The organism is Polaribacter sp. HaHaR_3_91, assembly GCF_019278525.1.
In the GTDB taxonomy this organism is placed as follows: Bacteria; Bacteroidota; Bacteroidia; order Flavobacteriales; family Flavobacteriaceae; genus Polaribacter.
Genome location: NZ_CP058986.1, coordinates 752,328 through 774,619 on the forward strand (window position 1 = coordinate 752,328; position 22,292 = coordinate 774,619).

19 protein-coding genes are annotated in these 22,292 nt (G+C 30.7%); 9 read left to right on the plus strand and 10 right to left on the minus strand.

The window, feature by feature from the left end; all coding sequences use genetic code 11:
- Together proC and H0I27_RS03085 are read right to left on the minus strand one after the other, a co-directional pair.
- Complete coding sequence (gene proC / locus H0I27_RS03080; protein ID WP_218732455.1) at positions 1-807, minus strand: pyrroline-5-carboxylate reductase; 807 nt, start codon at positions 805-807, stop codon at positions 1-3.
- 48 nt (positions 808-855) lie between these two features.
- Positions 856-1,299, minus strand: coding sequence for a GNAT family N-acetyltransferase (locus tag H0I27_RS03085; RefSeq protein ID WP_218732456.1), 444 nt, complete (start codon positions 1,297-1,299; stop codon positions 856-858).
- Between the two features lie 683 nt (positions 1,300-1,982).
- Between H0I27_RS03085 and H0I27_RS03090 the strand changes: the two genes are divergently transcribed.
- From H0I27_RS03090 to H0I27_RS17715, 6 genes are all read left to right on the plus strand, one after another.
- Positions 1,983-2,342: a phage holin family protein gene (locus H0I27_RS03090; protein WP_218732457.1), complete on the plus strand. Its 360-nt coding sequence runs from the start codon at positions 1,983-1,985 to the stop codon at positions 2,340-2,342.
- Positions 2,343-2,434: 92 nt separating this feature from the next.
- Positions 2,435-3,757, plus strand: coding sequence for a trigger factor (gene tig, locus H0I27_RS03095; RefSeq protein ID WP_218732458.1), 1,323 nt, complete (start codon positions 2,435-2,437; stop codon positions 3,755-3,757).
- A gap of 168 nt (positions 3,758-3,925) precedes the next feature.
- Complete coding sequence (gene clpP, locus H0I27_RS03100; protein ID WP_165733763.1) at positions 3,926-4,588, plus strand: ATP-dependent Clp endopeptidase proteolytic subunit ClpP; 663 nt, start codon at positions 3,926-3,928, stop codon at positions 4,586-4,588.
- A gap of 77 nt (positions 4,589-4,665) precedes the next feature.
- The gene (gene clpX / locus H0I27_RS03105) at positions 4,666-5,904 is read left to right on the plus strand and encodes an ATP-dependent Clp protease ATP-binding subunit ClpX (RefSeq protein ID WP_218732459.1); all 1,239 of its coding nucleotides are present in this window, start codon (positions 4,666-4,668) and stop codon (positions 5,902-5,904) included.
- Positions 5,905-6,167: 263 nt separating this feature from the next.
- Positions 6,168-8,186, plus strand: coding sequence for a DNA primase (gene dnaG / locus H0I27_RS03110; RefSeq protein WP_218732460.1), 2,019 nt, complete (start codon positions 6,168-6,170; stop codon positions 8,184-8,186).
- A 102-nt stretch (positions 8,187-8,288) separates the two neighbouring features.
- Positions 8,289-8,420 carry a hypothetical protein gene (locus H0I27_RS17715; RefSeq protein WP_302849953.1) on the plus strand — a complete coding sequence of 44 codons (132 nt, stop codon included), beginning with the start codon at positions 8,289-8,291 and terminating at the stop codon, positions 8,418-8,420.
- A 59-nt stretch (positions 8,421-8,479) separates the two neighbouring features.
- Here H0I27_RS17715 and nadE read toward each other — a convergent pair whose 3' ends face one another.
- Positions 8,480-9,268: an NAD(+) synthase gene (gene nadE, locus H0I27_RS03115; RefSeq protein ID WP_218732461.1), complete on the minus strand. Its 789-nt coding sequence runs from the start codon at positions 9,266-9,268 to the stop codon at positions 8,480-8,482.
- 59 nt (positions 9,269-9,327) lie between these two features.
- Between nadE and gldB the strand changes: the two genes are divergently transcribed.
- Both gldB and gldC read left to right on the plus strand, forming a co-directional pair.
- Positions 9,328-10,287: a gliding motility lipoprotein GldB gene (gene gldB, locus H0I27_RS03120; protein ID WP_218732462.1), complete on the plus strand. Its 960-nt coding sequence runs from the start codon at positions 9,328-9,330 to the stop codon at positions 10,285-10,287.
- On the plus strand, positions 10,287-10,619 hold the full coding sequence (gldC, locus tag H0I27_RS03125) for a gliding motility protein GldC (protein ID WP_165733758.1): 333 nt from the start codon (positions 10,287-10,289) through the stop codon (positions 10,617-10,619). The genes gldB and gldC overlap by 1 nt, the downstream gene beginning before the upstream one ends.
- Positions 10,620-10,963: 344 nt before the next feature.
- Here the strand turns inward: gldC and H0I27_RS03130 are convergent, their stop codons facing one another.
- The 7 genes from H0I27_RS03130 to H0I27_RS03160 all read right to left on the minus strand — a co-directional run bounded on the left by H0I27_RS03130 (position 10,964) and on the right by H0I27_RS03160 (position 21,454).
- Positions 10,964-12,478, minus strand: a complete 1,515-nt coding sequence (locus H0I27_RS03130; protein ID WP_218732463.1) for an OmpA family protein — start codon at positions 12,476-12,478, stop codon at positions 10,964-10,966.
- A 65-nt stretch (positions 12,479-12,543) separates the two neighbouring features.
- Positions 12,544-13,668: a 2-amino-4-hydroxy-6-hydroxymethyldihydropteridine diphosphokinase gene (gene folK / locus H0I27_RS03135; RefSeq protein ID WP_218732464.1), complete on the minus strand. Its 1,125-nt coding sequence runs from the start codon at positions 13,666-13,668 to the stop codon at positions 12,544-12,546.
- Between the two features lie 101 nt (positions 13,669-13,769).
- Complete coding sequence (locus tag H0I27_RS03140) at positions 13,770-16,004, minus strand: polyribonucleotide nucleotidyltransferase (protein WP_218732465.1); 2,235 nt, start codon at positions 16,002-16,004, stop codon at positions 13,770-13,772.
- A 282-nt stretch (positions 16,005-16,286) separates the two neighbouring features.
- Positions 16,287-16,556, minus strand: a complete 270-nt coding sequence (gene rpsO, locus H0I27_RS03145) for a 30S ribosomal protein S15 (protein WP_068449458.1) — start codon at positions 16,554-16,556, stop codon at positions 16,287-16,289.
- A 195-nt stretch (positions 16,557-16,751) separates the two neighbouring features.
- Positions 16,752-17,609, minus strand: coding sequence for an acetyl-CoA carboxylase, carboxyltransferase subunit beta (accD, locus tag H0I27_RS03150; protein WP_165733754.1), 858 nt, complete (start codon positions 17,607-17,609; stop codon positions 16,752-16,754).
- 164 nt (positions 17,610-17,773) lie between these two features.
- Positions 17,774-18,841, minus strand: coding sequence for a class II fructose-bisphosphate aldolase (fbaA, locus tag H0I27_RS03155; protein WP_208891027.1), 1,068 nt, complete (start codon positions 18,839-18,841; stop codon positions 17,774-17,776).
- Between the two features lie 99 nt (positions 18,842-18,940).
- Complete coding sequence (locus H0I27_RS03160) at positions 18,941-21,454, minus strand: BamA/TamA family outer membrane protein (protein ID WP_218732466.1); 2,514 nt, start codon at positions 21,452-21,454, stop codon at positions 18,941-18,943.
- 69 nt (positions 21,455-21,523) lie between these two features.
- Here H0I27_RS03160 and H0I27_RS03165 point away from each other — a divergent pair, with 69 nt between their 5' ends.
- A complete protein-coding gene (locus H0I27_RS03165; RefSeq protein ID WP_218732467.1) occupies positions 21,524-22,255 on the plus strand; it encodes an RNA methyltransferase in 732 nt (243 codons plus the stop codon).
- Positions 22,256-22,292 lie beyond the last annotated feature (37 nt).

Below are 22,292 nucleotides of genomic sequence, written 5' to 3' on the forward strand. Positions count from 1 at the left end.
TTAATGTTCTTTACCCATTTCTACAGCTCTGTTAAAAGCGGCAAAAGCGGCGTCTTTAATTAATTCATTTACATTATTATCTTCCATAGAGTCTAAAGCGGCACGAGTTGTACCTCCTTTAGAAGCTACTTTTTCCATCCAAGAATTTGGCGATAAATTAGATTGATTAAATAATTCGATAGCTCCAGTAAAAGTCTGACTTACTAAAACAGAAGAATCGTTTTTAGAGAAGCCCATTTTTAAGGCAGCCTCCATCATACTTTGCATGAAGTAGAATACGTAAGCAGGTCCACTTCCTGAAATTCCTGTAGAAGCGTCAATCAGTTTTTCGCTGCTTACTTCCATAGATTTACCAGTGGTGTCTAATAAGCTTTCTACGGTTAATTTTTCTAATCTAGATACTTCTTCTGAAGTTACATAAGATGTTAAACCTTTACCAATTTGAGCTGGTAAATTAGGCATTGCTCTTACTATTTTGTTTAATCCAGAATATTTTTTAATGTTATCTATATTAACACCAGCCATAATAGATACAATAACCTGACCCGGTTTTGTAAAGGGTTTTAATGCTTTAAAAAGTTTTTCTGCATGGTATGGTTTTACAGCAATAAAGATGATGTCTGCTTTTGGTACGCAGTCTTCTAGTTCTTTAAAGGCATCAAAATGAGATATTTCATTTAACTCTTCTAACTTTTCTGCAGAATTATCTAAAACCATAATGTTTTTTTTCTTTAACAATTTAGATTTAGACATTCCTTGAGCATACGTTAGCCCCATATTTCCTGCGCCAATTACTAGTATTTTCATTTTTTTATTTTAAGTTACTATTATTCTTTTTGAATTTTATTCTGAGTGTTATTTATGTAATGTCATTTGAATTTTTTGTGATACAAATCCGTTTTTCTTGAATAACTCGATAGCATTATTATTTTTATTAATGTTTAGAGATAGGTTTCCGTTGCAGTATTTGGTAGCTTCTTTTATTAGTTTTGTAGCAATTTTTTGTTCTCTATATTCTTTATGAACTGCCAGGTAGGTAATTAGGTTTTCAGATTGATATTCACTCATCCCCGTTTTATTAACTACAATTGCTCCAATTATTTTGTCTTTTTCTTCTATAACAAATGCATAGCCACCTAGATTAGATGTTTCTTTGGCAGCATATAAAAGTGATTTACGAATGGCACTTTTGTCCTCTTTACAGTCGTCTTCTAAGTGCTTGTGTAAAAATTTTGAAATTTTATTAATATTTATGTAGGACATCCTCGTAAAGGCGTCAAAAGTTTTAATCATCATCATTATTTCTATTGATTTGATTTATCTAAAACGATAAAAAATGAAAAGCTAAAAAGCTTAAAAAAGAAGTTAAACGCTAGGAGCGTTTATTTAAAAAAAGAGTGAGGAGGTATGAATTTTTTAGGTTGGTTTTTAAACACTAAAAAATTAAAGTTGAATATTCTAAAGTTACGCTGTTTGTGTATCCTTATTTTCATAATGCAAAGGTACAAAAAGCATATGCTACTATCAAATTATATAGGTTTAATACCAAAATATCTTGTTTTATAGATTTATAAAGGTAAAAAAATGTAGTTGTTTAAATATTATGTATCAATATTGTTAGCGGGACGTAAAATTGTTTTTTTTTAAGTGATATATACATCCGAAGAAAATGCTCCCAAACAAATGATTGTGGTGTTTTTTGTTAAATCCGATATCCATAACATTTTGTAAGTGACACTGGTTTCTTTAGGATATGATCTCTTGTTTGATTTTCGATAATTTTAAAGATTTGATTCTTTAAGGATTGTTGGTTTTAGTTTTTACCTATAAATGTATGATATATAGTGATTGGCTTGAATTCTGTTTAGCATAGTTATTCGTTTTTATGCTTAAATACAAGCTAGCTCAAATTCAAAGCATGACAAAAAAGCAGACTTTTTCATTTGGTACAGTTTTGGCAATTATCTCTAAAAATAAACAGTATGAAAACCTTTTTAAAAATTTTATTAACGGCTTTAGCAGTAATTGTTTTAGCTAATATTTTACCAGGTATTTCTGTAGCAGGTTATGTTGCGGCAATTATTGTTGCTGTGGTTATATCGTTACTAAATATGTTTGTAAGACCACTTTTAATCTTTTTTACATTACCTGCAACTATTGTCACTTTTGGCTTATTTATTTTTGTAATTAATGCGTGCATTATATTATTGGCAGATAAGTTAGTAGATGGTTTTGCTGTTTCCGGATTTTTTGCTGCCCTATTATTCAGTGTTTTACTGTCTATTTTTAGATCGGCATTATTTTCATTATTAAAAGAGGATACCAAAACAATTCAAAACTAAATAACAATACTGAATTAGAAGTATTTAACATTTGTGCAATCAATTAAAATTATTAATTTTGCACTCGATTTTTCAAGATAAAAGAACAAGAAATGAATATTACAAAAGAAAGCATTGATGCGTTAAACGCAGTTGTAAAAGTAGATATCGTAGCAGAAGATTATCAAGCAAAAGTATCAAGTTTATTAACAGATTACCGTAAAAAGGCAGATGTTCCTGGTTTTAGAAAAGGACATGTACCAATGGGGATGATTAAAAAGCAGTATGGTAAATCTATTATGATAGATGAGGTTAACAAGCTTTTACAAGAGTCTTTAAATAAATTTATAGCAGAAGAAAAATTAGAAATGTTAGGTAATCCTTTACCTAGAATGACTGAAGATTTTAACTGGGATGCAGAAGAGTTTTCTTTTGAATTTGAATTAGGTTTAGCACCTGTTTTTGAGGTAGATTTAAAAGCTAAAGATAAAGTTACACAATACAATATTATTGCAACAGAAGAATTACTTGACGAAGAAGTTAAGAACATTCAAACTCGTTACGGTAAAGTAAGTGCCATAGAAGAAGCTACTGAAGAATCTAATATTACAGGTACTTTTGTAAATGAAGAAAATGAAATCAACAAAAAATCTACTTTTATCGTAAAAGACTTAAATGGTGATGAGAACATCTCTAAATTAGTTGGAGCTAAAGTTGGTGACGTAGTAGAGTTAGGTACAAAAAATTTATTTGAAGATGCTCATAGATTAGAACACATTTTAGGTGTTTCTCATGATGTAATTCACGATTTAGACATTACTGTTTCTTTTACCGTAGAAGAAGTTACAAAAACAGAGCCAGCAGATTTAGACAAGGAATTGTTCGATAAATTATTTCCTGATGGAAGTGTAACTTCTGTAACTGAATTAAGAGAAAAAATTAAAGAAGACGCAGAAAAGCAATTTCAACAGCAAGGAGATCAACAATTATTAAATGCTATTACAGAGTATTTAGTAGAAAGTACAAAGTTTGATTTACCAGCAGATTTCTTAAAGAAATGGTTAAGAACTGCAGGAGAAAAGCCTTTAACAGAAGAAGAAGCTACTGCAGAATTTGAAAAATCAGAAAAAGGTTTACGTTATCAATTAATCGAAGGAAAGGTTATGAAAGATAATGATATTAAAATAGATTATACAGAATTGGTAGACTATGCAAAAGGATTTATCCGTACGCAAATGGCTCAATTTGGTAATACAAATCCAGAAGAAAAAGAATTGGATGATATTGCTGGTAGAATTTTACAAAACCAAGAAGAAGCTCAGAAATTACAATCTCAGTTAATTAGTAACAAGTTATTAACTTTTTACAAAGAGAACATGAGTTTTAAATCTAAAGAGCTTTCTTACGAAGACTTTATTAAAGAAGTATATAAATAACAGTAAGTTATTTATAGGTCACCTCGAGCACAGTCGAGAGGTTTTAAAATTATAAATAATTAAAAACCTGAATTGTTATATTCAGGTTTTTTTAGCGACAAACTGAAACAAAATAGTAAGAAATAGTTCTTATATTTACAATATTAAACTTAAAAAAGCATCATAATAATGGATTACGGAAAAGAGTTCGAGAAATACGCAACAAAACATCACGGAATTAACAGCAACTATTATGGCAAGATTACAAGTAGTGTAACGCCATATATTATGGAAGAGCGTCAAATGAACATTACTCAAATGGATGTTTTTTCTCGTTTAATGATGGATAGAATTATCTTTTTAGGAACAGGAATTAATGACCAGGTAGCAAATATTATTCAAGCTCAGTTATTATTTTTAGAAAGTGTAGATGCTAATAAAGATATTTCAATTTATATCAATTCTCCAGGTGGGGGAGTGTATGCAGGTTTAGGTATTTATGATACTATGCAGTTCATAAAACCAGATGTAGCAACGATTTGTACAGGTATGGCAGCTTCTATGGGAGCCGTTTTAATGTGTGCAGGAGCAGCAGGTAAACGTTCTGCATTACCACATTCTAGAGTTATGATTCACCAACCTTTAGGTGGTGCACAAGGTCAGGCTTCAGATATCGAAATTACTGCAAGAGAAATTATAAAGTTAAAAGGAGAGTTGTATGATATTATTGCAAACCACTCTGGTCAAACTGTAGAAAAGGTACACAATGATTCTGATAGAGATTATTGGATGAAAGCAGATGAAGCAAAAGCGTACGGAATGATTGACGAAGTTTTAGCAAGAAAAAAGTAAATAGTTTGCTTTAAGCAATAAGTTCTATGCAGTTAGCCTGCCTAGAGCTTAAAGCCTAGAGCCTAAAGCGAGGAAAAATGTCGAAAGAAGAAAATTTAGAATGTTCGTTTTGCGGACGAAAAAAAGCAGAAACAGACTTGTTAATAGCAGGTATGGATGCTCATATTTGCGATAAATGTATAGAGCAAGCGCACGGAATTGTAGAAGAAGAAATTACTGAAGCAAAATCTAGCGACTTATCTAAAGATTTAACGCTTAGAAAGCCTTTGCAAATTAAAGAGTTTTTAGATCAATATATTATTGGTCAATTAGAAACTAAAAGAGCAATGGCAGTAGCAGTTTATAATCATTATAAAAGATTATTACAAACCAAAGACGATAAAGACGATGTAGAAATAGAAAAATCTAACATTGTTTTAGTTGGAGAAACCGGAACCGGAAAAACCTTAGTAGCAAAAACAATTGCAAGAATGTTAAACGTTCCTTTTGCTATTGTAGATGCCACTGTTTTAACGCAAGCTGGTTATGTTGGTGAAGATGTAGAAAGTATTTTAAGTAAATTATTACAAGCTGCAGATTACGATGTAGAAAAAGCGCAAAGAGGTATTATTTTTATTGATGAAATTGATAAAATTGCTCGTAAAGGAGACAATCCTTCTATTACAAGAGATGTTTCTGGAGAAGGAGTACAGCAAGCTTTATTAAAATTATTAGAAGGTACAGTTGTAAATGTAGCGCCTAAAGGAGGTAGAAAACATCCGGAGCAAAAATTTATAGAAGTAGACACTAAAGAGATTTTATTTATTGCAGGTGGTGCTTTTTCTGGAATCGAAAGATATATAAGTAAGCGTTTAAATATGCAAGCTGTTGGTTTTGGTGCTTCTTTAGATGATGATAAAGTAGATGAAGACAACTTGTTACAATACATTATTCCTTCAGATTTAAAAGCTTTTGGTTTAATTCCAGAAATTATTGGGCGTTTACCAGTATTAAGCTACATGAATCCATTAGATGCGACCACGTTAAGAGCAATCTTAACAGAGCCTAAAAACGCTATTATTAAGCAATATTCTAAGTTGTTTACAATGGATGATGTGGAGTTTACGATAGAAGAAGAAGCTTTAAATTATATCGTAGAAAAAGCGGTAGAATATAAATTAGGAGCAAGAGGATTACGTTCTTTATGTGAGGCAATTTTTACAGATGCCATGTTCGATTTACCAAGTTCTGATGAAAAAGAACTAAATGTAACTAAGGAGTATGCAGAAGCAAAATTATCTAATTCAACTTTAAAGAAATTAAAGGCAGCTTCTTAATTTTCTTTGGGCGTTACCACAAGGGGCAGGCTTTTGCACTCGCTTTTTTTGTAGAAAAACAAAAAAGAGCTCAAACAATTGCGCAATCCTTAACGCGTATCGCAAACTAAAAAAGGAAGTTTGTAAAAACAATTATTTAAAATTTATACAAACCTCAAAGGTTTTTAAAACCTTTGAGGTTTTATTTTGTTAGAACTTTTTATAATAGAAAAAATAACGTTCTAATTATTATCTTTGTCATCACTTTCCAATAAAACCAATAAATGATATTAAGAAGTACCATAGACCGCATTTTCGAAACAGCTAGAGTAGAAGAGGTTATTGGAGAATTTGTTGTGCTTAAAAAAGCAGGAAGTAACTTTAAAGGTTTGAGTCCGTTTACAGACGAAAAATCACCTTCTTTTATGGTCTCTCCAGTAAAACAAATCTGGAAAGATTTTTCTACAGGAAAAGGAGGGAATTCTGTTTCCTTTTTAATGGAGCATGAACATTATACCTATCCAGAAGCATTAAGGTGGTTGGCTAAAAAATACAATATAGAAATTGAAGAAGCAGAGCAATCATCTGAAGAAAAAGCTCAGATGAATGAACGAGAAAGCATGTATTTGGTTTCAACCTTTGCTAAAGATTATTTTCATGAGTTAATGCTTACTTCTAATAAAGGAAAAGCCATAGGATTGTCATATTTTAAAGAACGTGGTTTTACAGATGAAACTATTAAAAGGTTCGAGTTAGGATATTGTATGGACGAGTGGGATAATTTTACAAATGCTGCTTTAAAAAGAGGCTACGATTTAAAGTTTTTAGCATCCACAGGACTTACAATTGTAAAAGAGAACAAACAATTCGACCGTTTTAAAGGACGTGTAATGTTCCCGATACATTCTATGTCGGGACGTATTTTAGGTTTTGGAGGGCGTATTTTAACGGCTGATAAAAAAGCAGCTAAATACTTAAATTCACCAGAAAGTGATATTTACCATAAAAGTAAAATTCTATACGGATTATACCAAGCTAAGAAAGAAATAGCCAAACAAGACAATTGCTTTTTGGTAGAAGGCTATACGGATGTAATTTCTTTTAATCAATCTGGAGTAGAGAATGTAGTAGCGTCTTCTGGTACTGCTTTAACACCAGATCAAATTAGGTTAATAAATAGATTAACAAAAAATATTACTGTACTTTTTGATGGAGATGCAGCCGGAATTAGAGCTTCCATTCGTGGTATCGATTTAATTCTAGAGCAAGGAATGAACGTAAAAGTAGTTCAGTTTCCTGATGGCGAAGATCCAGATAGTTTTGCAAAAGCCAATTCAAATGCAGAATTAGCAGCTTATTTAGAGGATTCTGCACAAGATTTTATCAATTTTAAAGTATCCCTTTTATTAAAAGATTCTAATAACGACCCTATAAAAAAAGCGGGTGTAATTAGAGATATTGTAACAAGTATAGCTAAAATTCCAGATGGTATTCAGCGAGAAGTTTACGTACAAGAATGTTCTAGAATCATGGATATTTCAGAACGCGTATTGTTTAGTGAGTTAGCGCAGTTGTTAAAAAAGGGATTACAAGAAAAAAGTAAATCTAACAGACAGCTAAACACCCCACAACAAAACCCAAACGAGCCTCCACCAGATTATGCTAGTGGACAAGAACAAACTAAAATGGGCTTGGTTAAAGGTGGTGTAGTTGCTAACCAGAAAATAGATCAACTTTCTATTTTAGAAAATGAGATTATTAAAATTTTACTTTTATATGGAAATGAAGAAGTAGAGTTTACGGAAGAAGTTATAAATGTAGATGATGCAGGTAGAGAGAAAATAGATACAAGGAAATATGAAAATACGGTTTCAGCAGAAATTTATGTGCATTTACATGAAGATGAAATAGAATTTTCTAACGTACTTTTTCAAGAAATTTATACCGAAATTATTCATCAGTTAAATCAGTTAGAAAAATTAGATATTGATGGTTTAATTAATCATAAGAATTCAGAAATATCTACCATTGTAACTTCTATTTTAATGGAAAAAGAAAATCCTAATAGACAGCTAAGTAATTGGGAAGGGCAAAACATAGAGGTAAAGTCTGCTTTAGAAGTTTTGGCCAAAGATGTGAATGATGTGGTGTATAATTTAAGACGCGTTTTAATAGGAGAAAAGATAGATGAATTGATGAGTGAGGCTGTAGCAAACCAAGGCTCACCAATAGATTTAGAGGTTATTAGGAATTATACAAACCTGAAAATGAGGCTCTTTGAAAAGCTGAATAGAGTTGTTTAATATTATTAAATTGTAAAATCGGGTGTTTATCCCTATAGCATTAATTTATAATCAAATAGATTTTTTGTATATTGCACTCGCAAAAAGAAAACCCTCAGTATTATGAAAAGATCATTACAATTTTTAAAAATTATTCAATTATTCCTATTGTTACCATTTGAAATTTCATCAGGTTCTAAGAAAAAAGCATATTTAAAGATTAAAAAGATGATGGTTGCAGCAAATTTGCTGTAATAATAAAATTATAAATAGAAAAGCCTTAATTTAATAGAATTAAGGCTTTTTTTATGTTTCTATTTTATTTCATTTGGAATTTCACAAATAGGAATTGGTAGCATTTTATGTTGGTTAATTCTATTTAATCTTGTGTAAATTTTAAAAACTTCTAGATCTCTTCCTGAAAAATCATTTTCAGATTTTCCTTTTTCTTGCATCACCATGGCCCATTCTAATTCATCATAAGAAGCACCTATTTGATCTTCATCAGTTCTGCTATCCCCAAATAACCCATCCGTTGGTTGTGCTTTTTGTATGGAGTTTGGTACTTCTAAAAACTCAGATAATGCATATACTTCAGATTTCATTAAATCTGCAATAGGACTTAAGTCAACACCACCATCACCATATTTGGTGTAAAATCCAACGCCAAAATCTTCTACTTTATTACCTGTTCCAGCTACTAAAGAGCTATGTAGACCTGCTAAATAGTATAAAGTTGTCATTCTAAGTCTAGCTCTTGTATTTGCTAAAGACAAATCTACTTTAGCTGAAGGATCTGCATTTGGTACAACATTTTTAAAATCCTCGAAAGTAGAGGTTAGATCTACGCAAACATCAGAAACATTATCAAAATTATTTTTTAATTGTGTAATATGCTCTTGTGCTCTACTAACCTGAATTGGAGATTGATGAATTGGCATTTCTACACATAAAGTAGGTAAACCAGTTTTAGCACATAAAGTAGAGGTAAGGGCAGAGTCTATACCGCCAGAAACTCCAACTACAAATCCTTTTACTTTTGCATTCTCAGCATAATCTTTTAGCCATTTTATAATGTATTCGGCAACCTTTTCAGTCTTCATTGATAAACTATTTTAGTATTTTTAGCGTTCTTAAATCTAATGACTAAGGTACAAAGAATATGAGATTTTATTTTATGATTTTAATGGTTTTATGTGTGTTTTTTTCGTGTTCTGATAAAAAAAACACTCAAATTGATGTTTCTACAGTAAATATTGATTTTACCACAAAAAGATACGAAGTTGATTTTTATAATTCAACAGTAAATACATTACCTGCGCTTAAAAATAAATATCCTTATTTATTTCCAAAATCATTTTCAGATAGTTTGGCTATTTTAAAAATAGCCGATAAAGATGAGCAAGAATTATTTTTAGAGACTCAAAAGTTATATGCAGATATTTCTCCCTTAGAATCTCAATTAACCTCTCTTTTTAAGCATGTTAAATATTATAATACCAATTTTAAAGCTCCCGATGTGGTTACTATGATTTCTAATATAGATTATAATAGTAGAGTGATTTATGCAGATAGTTTATTGTTTATTTCTTTGGATGTGTACTTAGGTAAAACACACAGATTTTATGCAGATTATCCAAAATACATCAAAGAAAACAATACCAAAGAAAATATAGTTGTTGATGTAGCAAATTCTATGATAGAAAAGCAATTTGTAGCATTACCTAATAGAAGTTTTTTATCAAAAATGATTCATGAAGGAAAGAAATTGTATGCGTTAGATTTGTATTTGCCTACCATTTCAGATCAATTTAAAATTGGGTATTCAAGTGAAAAGTTAGACTGGGCTATTGCCAATGAAGAAAATATTTGGAAATATTTTGTAGAAAGAAAGTTGCTATTTAGCACAGAAACAGCCTTAAATAAAAGGTTTTTAGACAATGCTCCCTTTTCTAAATTTTATTTACAGAATGATAATGATTCTCCAGGAAGAATTGGTGCATGGTTAGGGTGGCAGATTGTAAAGTCTTTTATGCAAAATAATGATGTATCTTTGCAAGAATTATTAATTATTGATTTTGAGGAATTATTCCAAAAATCAAATTACAAGCCTAAAAAATAATGTCAATAAAACATAATTCACAAATTAATTTTGAAATTGGTTTAGATGAAAACAAAGTCCCAGAAGAAATTTACTGGACAGCAAAAGATGGTGGTATAGATAATGAAGAATCCAAAGCGATTATGATTTCTGTTTGGGATCATAAGAAAAAAGATACTTTGCGTATGGACTTATGGACAAAAGAGATGCCTGTAGATGAAATGAAACAGTTTTATCATCAGACATTAGTGTCTATGGCAGATTCATTTGAACGTGCAACTGATGATCAGAAAATGAGTGCTACTATGCGTGACTTTTGTGATTATTTTGCAGAGAAATTAGAGCTGAAATAAAAGCACATTTATTTTTATAAAAAAGGTTGTCCAATTATTTTGGATAACCTTTTTCTGTTATTACAATTAGTAATAACTTTAATTTGTGTTTTAAGTAAATATAGAATATTGTCTAAATGTTTTGTGAGATTCTGAACAAAGTAAAATTAATTATGTATTTCATTTTTTATTACTTTAAAAAAGACAATTATATTTTTAATAAAAGCCATTACTCTTTTTAGGAGTAATGGCTTTTTGTGTTAATAATAAAATTCGGTTTTGTAAAATTCCATTCAATATTGTTTGATACTGCAAAAAAAAAGAGGCTACATAAGTAGCCTCTTTTTTATAAAATAATGTGGTAATTATTCTTGAAGTACTTCTACTGGTACTTTCGCATTTATTGGTTTAATTTCAACCCTTCTGTTTAATTGTCTACCTCCAGCATTCTCGTTAGAGAATTTAGGTCTAGATTCACCATAACCTTTAGGTTCTAATCTTTCGTTAGCAATACCTTGTTTGATCATGTATTTTCTTACACTTTCTGCTCTTCTTTGAGATAAATATAAGTTGTATCTATCACTATTTCTATCATCTGTATGACCTTCAATAACAAATCTTACATCTGGTACTTGTTTCATTAGTCCTACGATTTCATCAATAGTACTATAAGACACTAACTTAATTACATCTTTATTGGTATCAAAGTAAATACTAGTAGCTAACAATCCAATTTGTTGTGTAATGTTAACAGGAGCTACTGCTTCTTGTTTAGGACAACCTCTGTTTTCTACTGGACCTGGAGTATTAGGACATAAATCTTTTGCATCCATTACACCGTCTCCGTCTGTATCTATATTTAAAGGACAACCTTCATTTGATAGTGGTCCATATTCTAAAGGACATTTATCTTTGTAATCTGGTAAACCATCTCCGTCTGTATCTACAGCCTGACCGTTACCATATACCATTGCACCTTTTGGAGTGTTTGGCTCTACATCTAATTCATCCATTACACCATCGTTATCTGTGTCAACAATTTTAAATTGTGCTCCAGGAGCTTCTTCAGCAGCCCATATAATGTATTCTTTTTTCTTTCCTAATTTAAAAACAACTCCTAAACTAGTCACAAAAAAGCTTTCCCAAGTTTGTTTATCAGAAACAGCTGCATCTAAATGATCTTCATTATTAAAGTACATACCTGTTCTAAATTCTAGATCTAATCTTCTACTTATTTTTCTTTTTACCCCTAGTTGTGCAGATAAAAAGATAGAACTTGCTTCATTTACACTATTTCTATCACGGTTGTAACCAAAGTCAACTAAAAGTTCATCTGGTGTTGCTCCTGTTGGATCTGTTTTATAAAGAGCAGAATCATATTGATGATATCCAACTCCAAAATATCCTGCAGCATGCCATTTAGTAGATTCTCTTTTAAACATATTTGTAAAACTTACGATTAAATTTAACTCAGCACCGTAAGATCTACCTTCAAAGCGAAAATCAGCATCACTAATAACATTATTTGGTACATATCTAAGAGAATATCCGTTTGAGAATGATTGTACTCCTCCAGACATTTTAGTATATGTAGCTTTAAGCTCTAAACCTAAGATTGGGTTGAACATTTTATCTACATATATATAACCACCAAAATTCCAATAATTAGAATCATCAGCAACGCTTATAGAACGTAAATCTCCATGCATGATAAAATTACTAAAACCACCACCAATTGCCCAGGTGTTATTGTCTTTAATAATGTCCTTACCTTTTACTTCGGTACTGTCTGTGTTTATGATGTTTTTTTCGGTAGATTGACCGAATGATTGAGCTATAATAGTACTGCTCAATAAAATAAATAGTATAATTCTCCTCATTTTAATTTGATTTTTTGTTTTAAATAATATAGGGGAATGATTCCCGCAAAAATATATATTTTTTTTTAGAATTGCTTTATTTTGTTAACAATGTTCTTGTAATCATCCTGATTGTTAAGAAAATCCATATCTGAAACGTCTATTACTTGTAAATTTAAACTTTTTTCGGTCTTAATAAAATTTTTGTATCCATTATGAATCCGTTTTAGGTATTCTGGTTCTATGTTTTGTTCATAAGATCTTCCTCGGTTTTTAATGTTTTCTAAAAGACGTTCTGTATTTTGAAATAGATAAATGTACAAGTCTGGTTTTGTTATTTCTTTGTACATTAAATCAAACATTTTTCTGTATAATAAATACTCTTCTTTTTGCAATGTTACTTGGGCAAAAATTAAAGATTTAAAAATATAGTAATCCGATATAATGAAGCTCTTAAATAAGTCGAACTGCGCTAAATCATCGGTTAATTGTTGATATCTATCTGCCAAAAAACTCATTTCTAAAGGAAATGCATATCGTTCTTTATCTTCGTAAAATTTAGGAAGAAAAGGGTTGTCTGCAAAACGTTCTAGTACCATTTTAGCATTAAAATCATTTGAGAGTAAATTGGCTAAAGTTGTTTTACCAGCTCCAATGTTCCCCTCAATAGCAATATAATTATACTTTTCAGAAATAGGAATAGGTCTTTCTAAAACTTCATTTAATTTCTCAATTTCTGATGGGTCATCACAACCCTGTAAACATACTGTAATGTCTTTTTTTTCTAAGGGATGAATCGTTGATGCAGCTATTTCTGCTAGAGGCAGCATTACAAATTTTCGTTGTAACATTTTAGGATGAGGTACTATCAATGCTTGAGATAAAATTATTTCGGCATCATATAGTAAAATATCGATATCTATCTTTCTGTTTTGGTACCCTTCTAGTGAAGAGCGTTGCCTGCCTAATTCTTCCTCTATTTCTAAAAGGAAATTTATTAAGGTTTCTGGTTCTAAATTAGTGGCTACTTTTATACAAATGTTTAAAAAATCGTCTCCATCAAATCCCCAGGCTGGAGTTTTGTAGATAGAGGATATTTTTTGAATACCACCAATGCGATCATCAATAGAATGAATAGCATTTTGCAGGTTTTCAAGTTTGTTACCTTGGTTTGTTCCTAAAGATAAATATGTAATATGTTGTAATTTCATTATTGGCTGCAAAGAAAATAAAAGCAATCTACAAATACCCTATAAACTAAAAAAATCGCCAAAATTAATTGGCGATTTTTAATATCAATTAAAAAAAGAAATTATTCTTCTTTTCTTGGTGCTCTAGGTTTTCTGTCATCACGTCCGCGATTATCTCTACTTCTGTTATCACGTCCACCAGAACGTTTATCATCTCTAGGTGGTCTTTCTACAAAACCTTCTGGTTTTGGTAAAATAGCTTTTCTAGAAACTTTTTCTTTACGTGTTCTTGGGTCTAAACCAAAGTATTTTACATCTAAAATATCTCCCATTTTAACAACATCAGATACATTATCTGTACGTTCCCAAGCTAATTCGCTTACGTGTAATAAAACTTCGTTACCAGGAGCTTCAGTATATTCTACAACAGCACCAAAATCTAACATTTTGATAACTTTTACTTCGTATACAGAACCTTTTTCTGGTTTAAATAACATAGACTCAATCTTAGCAATAACTGCTTCGATTCCTTCTGGTTTAGTACCTAAAATTTCAATGATACCTTCTTCTGTTACAGGATCTTCAGTAATTACAATTGTAGTTTCTGTTTCTTTCTGTAATTCTTGAATGTTTTTACCTCCTGGTCCAATAAATGCACCAATTAATTCATTAGGTATTCTTCTGTTAACCATTTTAGGAGCGTGCGCTTTTACATCTTCATTTGCAGCTGCAATAGTATCTGTAATTTTACCTAAAATATGAAAACGACCATCTCTTGCTTGTTTTAGTGCATTTACTAAAATTTCATAAGAAAGACCTTTTACTTTAATATCCATTTGACATGCAGTAATTCCTTCTGAAGTACCAGTAACTTTAAAGTCCATATCTCCTAAGTGATCTTCATCACCTAAAATATCAGATAAAACTGCGTAACGATCTCCATCAGAAATTAATCCCATAGCAATACCAGAAACTGGTCTTATCATTTTAACACCTGCATCCATTAATGCCATTGTACCAGCACAAACAGTTGCCATAGAAGAAGAACCGTTAGATTCTAATACTTCAGAAACAACTCTTACTGTATAAGGGCAATCTGCAGGAATCATTCCTTTTAAACCACGTTGTGCTAAGTTACCATGACCAACTTCTCTACGAGATGTTCCTCTTAATGGTCTAGCTTCACCTGTACAAAAAGGAGGGAAGTTATAGTGTAAATAGAAATTTTCTTCACCTTCATAAGATGGCATATCTATTTTCATTGCATCTCTAGAAGTTCCTAAAGTTACAGTTGCTAATGCTTGAGTTTCTCCACGCGTAAAGATAGAAGAACCATGTACAGATGGTAAGTAATCTACTTCACACCAAATTGGTCTAATATCTGTAGTTTTACGTCCGTCTAAACGTAAACCTTCTGCTAAAGTTAATTCTCTAACTGCTGCTTTTTGAGATTTGTTGAAATATTTACCTACTAAATCTCCATAATCTGCTAACTCTTCTTCTGTAAAAGATGCTTTAACTTCTTCTTTAATTTCAGCAAAAGCATTTGTGCGCTCTACTTTAGAAGTTCCTTTTTTAGCTATAGCATAACACTTATCGTAAGTAAGTTCGTTAATTTTTGCAGCTAATTCTTCATCTTCTCTTTCTCCTTCGTAAATTCTAGTTTCTTTCTTACCGAAAGCTTCAGCTAATGCAACTTGAGCAGCACACTGAACTTTAATAGCTTCATGTGCAAATTTAATTGCATCTGCCATTTCTTCTTCAGAAATTTCATCCATTTCACCTTCAACCATCATTACAGAATCTGCAGATGCTCCAATCATCATATCGATGTCTGATTCTGCTAATTGTGCTCTTGTTGGGTTTATTACAAATTCTCCGTTTACTCTACCTACTCTTGCTTCAGAGATTGGGCATTCGAAAGGAAAATCTGATAACTGAATAGCTGCTGATGCTGCTAAACCTGCTAATGCATCTGGCATAACGTCATCATCATGAGACATTAATTGGATCATTACCTGTACTTCTGCGTGATAATCTTTTGGGAATAAAGGACGTAAAACACGGTCTACTAGACGCATTGTTAATACTTCTCCATCACTTGGTCTTGCTTCTCTTTTAAAGAAACCACCTGGATATCTACCTGCAGCTGCAAATTTTTCTCTATAATCTACTGTAAGTGGTAAAAAATCAACGTCAGATTGTTTGTAGTTAGAAACTACCGTACATAATAACATTGCTTTACCCATTTGAACAACAACAGAACCGTGTGCTTGTTTTGCTAATTTACCGGTTTCTAATGAGATAGTTCTTCCATCTCCAAGGTCTATAACCTCTCTAAATACTTTTGGAATCATAAATTTTAATTCTAAATTTTTAATTTGTTTGTTGTTGTGTTGTTGTACGTTGTTGCAATGGAAATTCAAAAATGCTGTTACTATTTTTGATTTTTTTTCCTGCCTTTGCAGGAATGAGGTTAACTAATTTAACCTTTTTTATATAGATTCTGTTTGTTAGTCAGAATTTAATACCTTTTTCTATCTCGGTTTAGTGAGAATAATTTTTACTATTCTAAAGGAATGCTTTAAAATTTAAAAACAAAAAAGAGGAACGTTTATAGCCCCTCTTTTCTATAAGAATTATTTTCTAATTCCTAATTCTGCAATAATTGCACGATATCTTAAAATATCAGATTTCTTTAGATAATCTAATAAACTTCTACGCTTACCAACTAACATTACTAATGAACGCTCTGTGTTATAATCTTTACGATTATTTTTTAAGTGCCCAGTTAAATGGTTAATTCTGTGTGTAAACAATGCAATTTGACCTTCTGAAGAACCAGTATCGTTTTTTCCTTTACCGTGTTTCTCGAAGATGCTTTCTTTTACTTCTTTAGTTAAATACATTCCAATATTATTTAAATGATTATTATGTATATCAATGATATTTTCATTGAAGCTGCAAAGGTATGATTATTTTTTTAATTTGAGATAGTAAAATATATAGATTATTTAGCTCTTTGTAATATGTTTAATAATCTGTTTAAAGGTTTAAAACTAAGAGGTTACTTGGTTTTAAACCTTTAATAAAGAAGTTTTAAATTATGCTCTAACAGGTATGTTTTGTATTAAATCGATATACAGATTAATCTGTTTTTTTAAGTTCTTACGTTCGTAGATAGCATCTAAGAAACCATGTTCTAAAACAAATTCTGATCTTTGGAAACCTTCTGGTAAATCTTTACCTGTAGTATCTTTTACAACTCTTGGTCCTGCAAATGCAATTAATGCATTTGGTTCTGCAATGTTAATATCTCCTAACATTGCATAAGAAGCTGTGGTACCACCTGTTGTTGGATCTGTACATAAAGAAATATATGGGATATTTACTTCTGCTAATTGTGCTAATTTTGCTGATGTTTTTACCAATTGCATTAATGAAAGAGAAGCTTCCATCATTCTTGCTCCTCCAGATTTAGAAATCATTAAAAAAGGAATCTTGTTTTTAATAGAGTAATCGATAGCTCTTGCTATTTTTTCTCCAACTACAGATCCCATAGATCCACCAATAAAAGCAAAATCCATGGCTGCAATTACAATCTCTTTTCCTAAAGACAAACCTACGGCTGTTCTAACAGCATCGTTCAATTTTGTTTTTTCTTGAGCAGCTTTTAATCTATCTGGATATTTTTTTGTGTCCTCAAATTTTAAAGGATCTTTAGAGGTAAGGTTAGCGTCTAATTCTTTAAATTTATTTTCATCAAAAAATAATTCGAAATATTCCTTACTACCTATTCTTACATGGTACCCATCTTCTGGACTTACATATAAGTTTCTTTTTAATTCTTCTGTATCTATTATTTTTCCACTAGGTGTTTTGTACCATAACCCTTTTGGAGTGTCTTTTTTATCTTCTGTAGAAGTTTGTATTCCTTTATCCGTTCTTTTAAACCAAGCCATACTAGTTGTTGTGTTTTAGGTTATTTCTAAATTTATGTAAACAAAATTAGAACCGCAAATGTAAAAGTTTTTTCTTAAAAGTATCCTTTTTGATGTCTAAACTCATAAAAAAAGCACTTTGATTTTAATCAAAGTGCTTTTTAAAAGTATTTTATAGATTGCTTTTATAAAGTATCTACGTTGTTTAAGTCAGAAAATGCTTGTTTTAAACGTGTAATGAAAGTTGCTTCACCTTCACGTAACCATTTTCTTGGATCGTAATATTTTTTGTTTGGAGATTCAGGTCCATCAGGGCTTCCAATTTGAGATTTTAAATAATCTGCTTTTTCTCCCATATAGTCTCTAATTCCGCTCATAAAAGCATATTGCATATCTGTATCAATGTTCATTTTAATAACACCGTAGCCAATAGCTTCTCTAATTTCTTCTAATGTAGAACCAGATCCTCCGTGAAATACAAAATCGATATGATTTTCTTCAACACCATATTTCTTAGTAATAAATTCTTGAGAATTTTTTAAGATTTTTGGAGTTAATTTAACGTTTCCTGGTTTGTAAACACCATGAACGTTACCAAAAGCTGCAGCAATTGTAAATTTATCACTTACTTTAGAAAGCTCTTCATAAGCATAAGCAACTTCTTCTGGTTGTGTGTATAATTTAGACTCATCAACATCACTGTTGTCAACACCGTCTTCTTCACCACCTGTAATACCTAATTCAATTTCTAAAGTCATACCCATTTTACTCATACGAGCTAAATATGTTTTACAAATCTCAATGTTTTCTTCTAAAGGCTCTTCAGATAAATCGATCATGTGAGAGCTATAAAGAGGTTTACCAGTTTCTTCGAAATGTTTTTCTGAAGCATCTAATAATCCGTCTATCCAAGGTAATAATTTTTTAGCACAGTGGTCTGTATGTAAAATAACAGGTACTCCGTAAGCAACTGCTAATTCATGTACATGTTTTGCACCAGCTATACCACCAGCAATGGCAGCTTTTTCACCTTCGTTAGATAAACCTTTTCCTGCATTAAATTGTGCACCACCATTAGAAAACTGAATAATTACAGGAGCATTTAAATCTCTTGCTGTTTCTAAAACACCGTTAATAGTGTTAGATCCAATAACGTTTACTGCCGGTAAAGCAAAACCTTTTTCTTTTGCAAAATTAAAAATAGCTTGAACTTCTGATCCAGTTGCAACACCTGGCTTTATATTATGACTCATGTTTGTATATTTTAATCATTAATTACTTATCAAAAGTACTAAAAATACAGCTGAATGTAAGCATAAAATAACGAAAACGTTATAGGTTTTATTTCTAATTTAGAAGGGATAGTTAATACCTATATTATAAACAGCATTAGAAAAGTTGTAGTTTTTAAGCCATTTATTACCAGTTAAATAAGGTTCATAAGTTTTAAAGCCAACATCTAAACGTAAAATTAAAAAACTAAAATCTAATCTAGCTCCAAATCCAGTACCTACGGCAATATCTTTTAGAGATGATACATTATTGAATTTAGATTCTTCATCAACAAATTCAGAACCGGTAATGTCCCAAATATTACCTGCATCAATAAATAAAGCTCCTTTTAATTTGCTAACCACATCAAACCTGTATTCTGCACTGGTTAAAAATTTAAGACTTCCTACATTAAATTCTAGTCCTGTATTTCTACTTCCAGGACCCAATTCATAAGTTTGCCAAGCTCTAATATCATTAGAACCTCCTGCAAAATAACTTTTTGTAAAAGGGATATCTGAATTATCATAAGGTATAATTGCACCTAAAAAAGTTCTAATTCCAAATACTGAATTACCGCCAACATCCCAAAATTTCTTATATTCTAAATCTGTTTTAAAGTATTGTGCTAGTGGTATGTTTGCAAGTGTTTTTTTGTTGTTTACATTTGTTTTGTTTGATAGTAACCCTAAGGCATTTCCAGAATTTGCAAGTCTTACTTTAAAGAATGAGAAATTATTATCATTAAAATTTGTTTGACTATTATACGTAAAAGAATAGGCTAGCACAGGAATTAAGAAATCGGATGTTATAATATTATATCTATTTAAAATATTTAAAGCATCGTTGTATTCGTCAGAATTTGTTGTTTTAAAACCAGTGTCATTGGCAACCTTTCTCATAAAAGCCAATGCTTCTGGTACCTGTTCATTTATATCCGTAGAAAGCGGATAGTTAGGATTGGTAGTAATATTATTAGCAGTATCATAAGCTTCAGCAACATTATCTAGATTCGAAAACTCCGAACTATAAATATCAAAATAACTACTAATGTTTAAGTTTTGAATATATTGTGTGTTTAAAATTTCTAATTGAATTGTTTTTTTTGCATTATACTGCCACTTATAATCAGATAAAAAGGTAAATGTTTGTCTGTCTAAACCTATATTTTTCTGAAAACTAGTTCCAATAGAAAACAAGGTTCTTGGTGACATTTCTTTAGGAACTAATTTATTTAATCCAAAAGGAGCAATAAGTCTTGGTATTTCTAAAGAAGCATCGGCACCAAATTCCCAACCAGGACCACTGTTTGAGTTAAAATAAGATCCTAAAAAAGATAACTTTAGTAACTCTGCACCTCTAAATGCATTTCTATTTGTAATTGAAAACTTTGCAGAAGAACCAATTTCTCTAATGTTAGAATGTGTTATTTCTGTTTCTAGGCCTAAAGTAAATTTTTCTATAGGTGCTAAAAAGATATCCATTTTTAATTCATTATCAGTTCCTGAAATTGGAGTGAATTTTATATTGGTAGATTTAAAGTTTTTAAGTGATTTTAAATGATTTCTTGTTAAGTTTCTTAAGGTGTCTTTGTAAATACTTCCTGGTTTTAAGAATATTGATTGAGATAGGTATTTTGGATTGTATTTAATTTTTCTGTGGGCTAAAAAGTTAATTCCATCGTACTTTAATGAGTCTATTAGAGGTTCTCCTTTTTTTGTAAATGAATAATCTGTAGTAACATTTACCTCTGTTACTTTTTGTACTTTGTAAGGGGTGTTAATATAGGCGCCGTCTGTTTCTTGCAGTCTGTTTCCAGAAATTAAGAAATCTACATTTGTTTTGTTATCTGTTCTTGTAGAATCTACATAAAAACCTAAAGCAGATTCTGTAAAATTATAAATTCCATTATTTCTAAATAACTTTAAAACTCTACTTGCTTCATTTCTAAATACTTTGTCGTTATATTGGTTTCCCTTTTTTAACAGAGATTGTGTACTTGTATTTCTGTAAATGGAATCTAACACTAAAGACTCTATTTTAAAATTTATAGTATCTAAAAGTGTAGGTTTTCCTTTGCTTACTCTATATGCTACTGTAGCTTTTTTACTGATTGAATCCCTATTAATTTCTGATGTTACTTTCGATTTAAAATAACCTTGGTTTTTGTAATAGGTTAATAAGTTATTTTCGGTATTTTTTACTTTTCTCTCACTAACAATAACGGGCCCCTGATAATTTAAAAACCATCTATTTAACCCGATAAAAGTTTTTGCGTATGCAATACTTTGTTTTTCAGAAAAAACATTTTTAATAAAATTATAAGAACGAGGATTTTTTTCTCCCCAGGTAGCAGGCGTTTTAGGTTTGTTTGGATCTCCTATATTATAAAAATACAAACCAACAGGTAAGTTTAAAAACTTTGGATTGGGTTTTTGTAGAATGTATTTTTGAATATCACTACTATTATTTTTTACACTATCTACATATATATAATTTTGAGTAAGCATGTGTTTTCCTTCCGCAACATTCTTTGTAGAATTACATGAAACAAAAAGGAGTAATAATAAAAGGGATAAAGAAAGTTTTTTCATTAATTTAGCAGTGCTATCAAATTCAAAAATAGTATTTTTCGGCGGTTTATTTCCAATTACAATCAATTAATGAGTATCTCAAAAAATCAATTTAAATTAATAACAAGTTTATCTCAAAAAAAGTATAGACAAAAGCATAAATTATTTATAGCGGAAGGTATAAAGGTTGTGCAAGAAATCTTAAATTCTACATTTGAACTTGAAACACTTTTTTGTACGGATGATTTTTCTTCGGATGTTTTAAAAGAAAAAATAGTTCGTGTCTCTGAAGCTGATTTGAAGAAAATCAGTAATTTAAAAACACCAAATAAGGTTTTAGGTATATTTAAAATACCTGACGAAAAACTTGATTCAGATAGAGGTTTAACGGTAGCTTTAGATGCTATAAATGATCCAGGGAATTTAGGTACTATTATTCGCTTATGCGATTGGTTTGGTGTAGCTGAATTAATTTGCTCTAAAGACACTGTAGATTGTTATAATCAAAAAGTAGTGCAAGCAAGTATGGGGTCTTTAACTAGAATATCTATTCGTTATGTAGATTTAACTGAATATTTATCTGAAACCCAAAAACCAACTTTTATAGCAGATATGGATGGTGAAAATGTATACAAAACAAGTTTGCCAAAAGAAGGGGTTTTAATAATGGGAAATGAAGCAAATGGTGTTTCAGATACCATTAAAAAACTAATTACTCATAAGATTTCTATTCCAAGATTTGGAGATATTCAAGAAACGGAAAGTTTAAATGTAGCTACTGCAACAGCTATTCTGTTGAGTGAATTTAAGAGAGGATGTTAATTATTAATTTTGATAAACAGCAATAGCTTTACAGCTA

Bases quoted from the DNA above. Each gene is read 5' to 3' on its own strand.
- proC (WP_218732455.1), bottom strand. From the start codon at position 807: ATGAAAATACTAGTAATTGGCGCAGGAAATATGGGGCTAACGTATGCT.
- H0I27_RS03085 (WP_218732456.1), bottom strand. From the start codon at position 1,299: ATGATGATGATTAAAACTTTTGACGCCTTTACGAGGATGTCCTACATA.
- H0I27_RS03090 (WP_218732457.1), top strand. From the start codon at position 1,983: ATGAAAACCTTTTTAAAAATTTTATTAACGGCTTTAGCAGTAATTGTT.
- tig (WP_218732458.1), top strand. From the start codon at position 2,435: ATGAATATTACAAAAGAAAGCATTGATGCGTTAAACGCAGTTGTAAAA.
- clpP (WP_165733763.1), top strand. From the start codon at position 3,926: ATGGATTACGGAAAAGAGTTCGAGAAATACGCAACAAAACATCACGGA.
- clpX (WP_218732459.1), top strand. From the start codon at position 4,666: ATGTCGAAAGAAGAAAATTTAGAATGTTCGTTTTGCGGACGAAAAAAA.
- dnaG (WP_218732460.1), top strand. From the start codon at position 6,168: ATGATATTAAGAAGTACCATAGACCGCATTTTCGAAACAGCTAGAGTA.
- H0I27_RS17715 (WP_302849953.1), top strand. From the start codon at position 8,289: ATGAAAAGATCATTACAATTTTTAAAAATTATTCAATTATTCCTATTG.
- nadE (WP_218732461.1), bottom strand. From the start codon at position 9,268: ATGAAGACTGAAAAGGTTGCCGAATACATTATAAAATGGCTAAAAGAT.
- gldB (WP_218732462.1), top strand. From the start codon at position 9,328: ATGAGATTTTATTTTATGATTTTAATGGTTTTATGTGTGTTTTTTTCG.
- gldC (WP_165733758.1), top strand. From the start codon at position 10,287: ATGTCAATAAAACATAATTCACAAATTAATTTTGAAATTGGTTTAGAT.
- H0I27_RS03130 (WP_218732463.1), bottom strand. From the start codon at position 12,478: ATGAGGAGAATTATACTATTTATTTTATTGAGCAGTACTATTATAGCT.
- folK (WP_218732464.1), bottom strand. From the start codon at position 13,668: ATGAAATTACAACATATTACATATTTATCTTTAGGAACAAACCAAGGT.
- H0I27_RS03140 (WP_218732465.1), bottom strand. From the start codon at position 16,004: ATGATTCCAAAAGTATTTAGAGAGGTTATAGACCTTGGAGATGGAAGA.
- rpsO (WP_068449458.1), bottom strand. From the start codon at position 16,556: ATGTATTTAACTAAAGAAGTAAAAGAAAGCATCTTCGAGAAACACGGT.
- accD (WP_165733754.1), bottom strand. From the start codon at position 17,609: ATGGCTTGGTTTAAAAGAACGGATAAAGGAATACAAACTTCTACAGAA.
- fbaA (WP_208891027.1), bottom strand. From the start codon at position 18,841: ATGAGTCATAATATAAAGCCAGGTGTTGCAACTGGATCAGAAGTTCAA.
- H0I27_RS03160 (WP_218732466.1), bottom strand. From the start codon at position 21,454: ATGAAAAAACTTTCTTTATCCCTTTTATTATTACTCCTTTTTGTTTCA.
- H0I27_RS03165 (WP_218732467.1), top strand. From the start codon at position 21,524: ATGAGTATCTCAAAAAATCAATTTAAATTAATAACAAGTTTATCTCAA.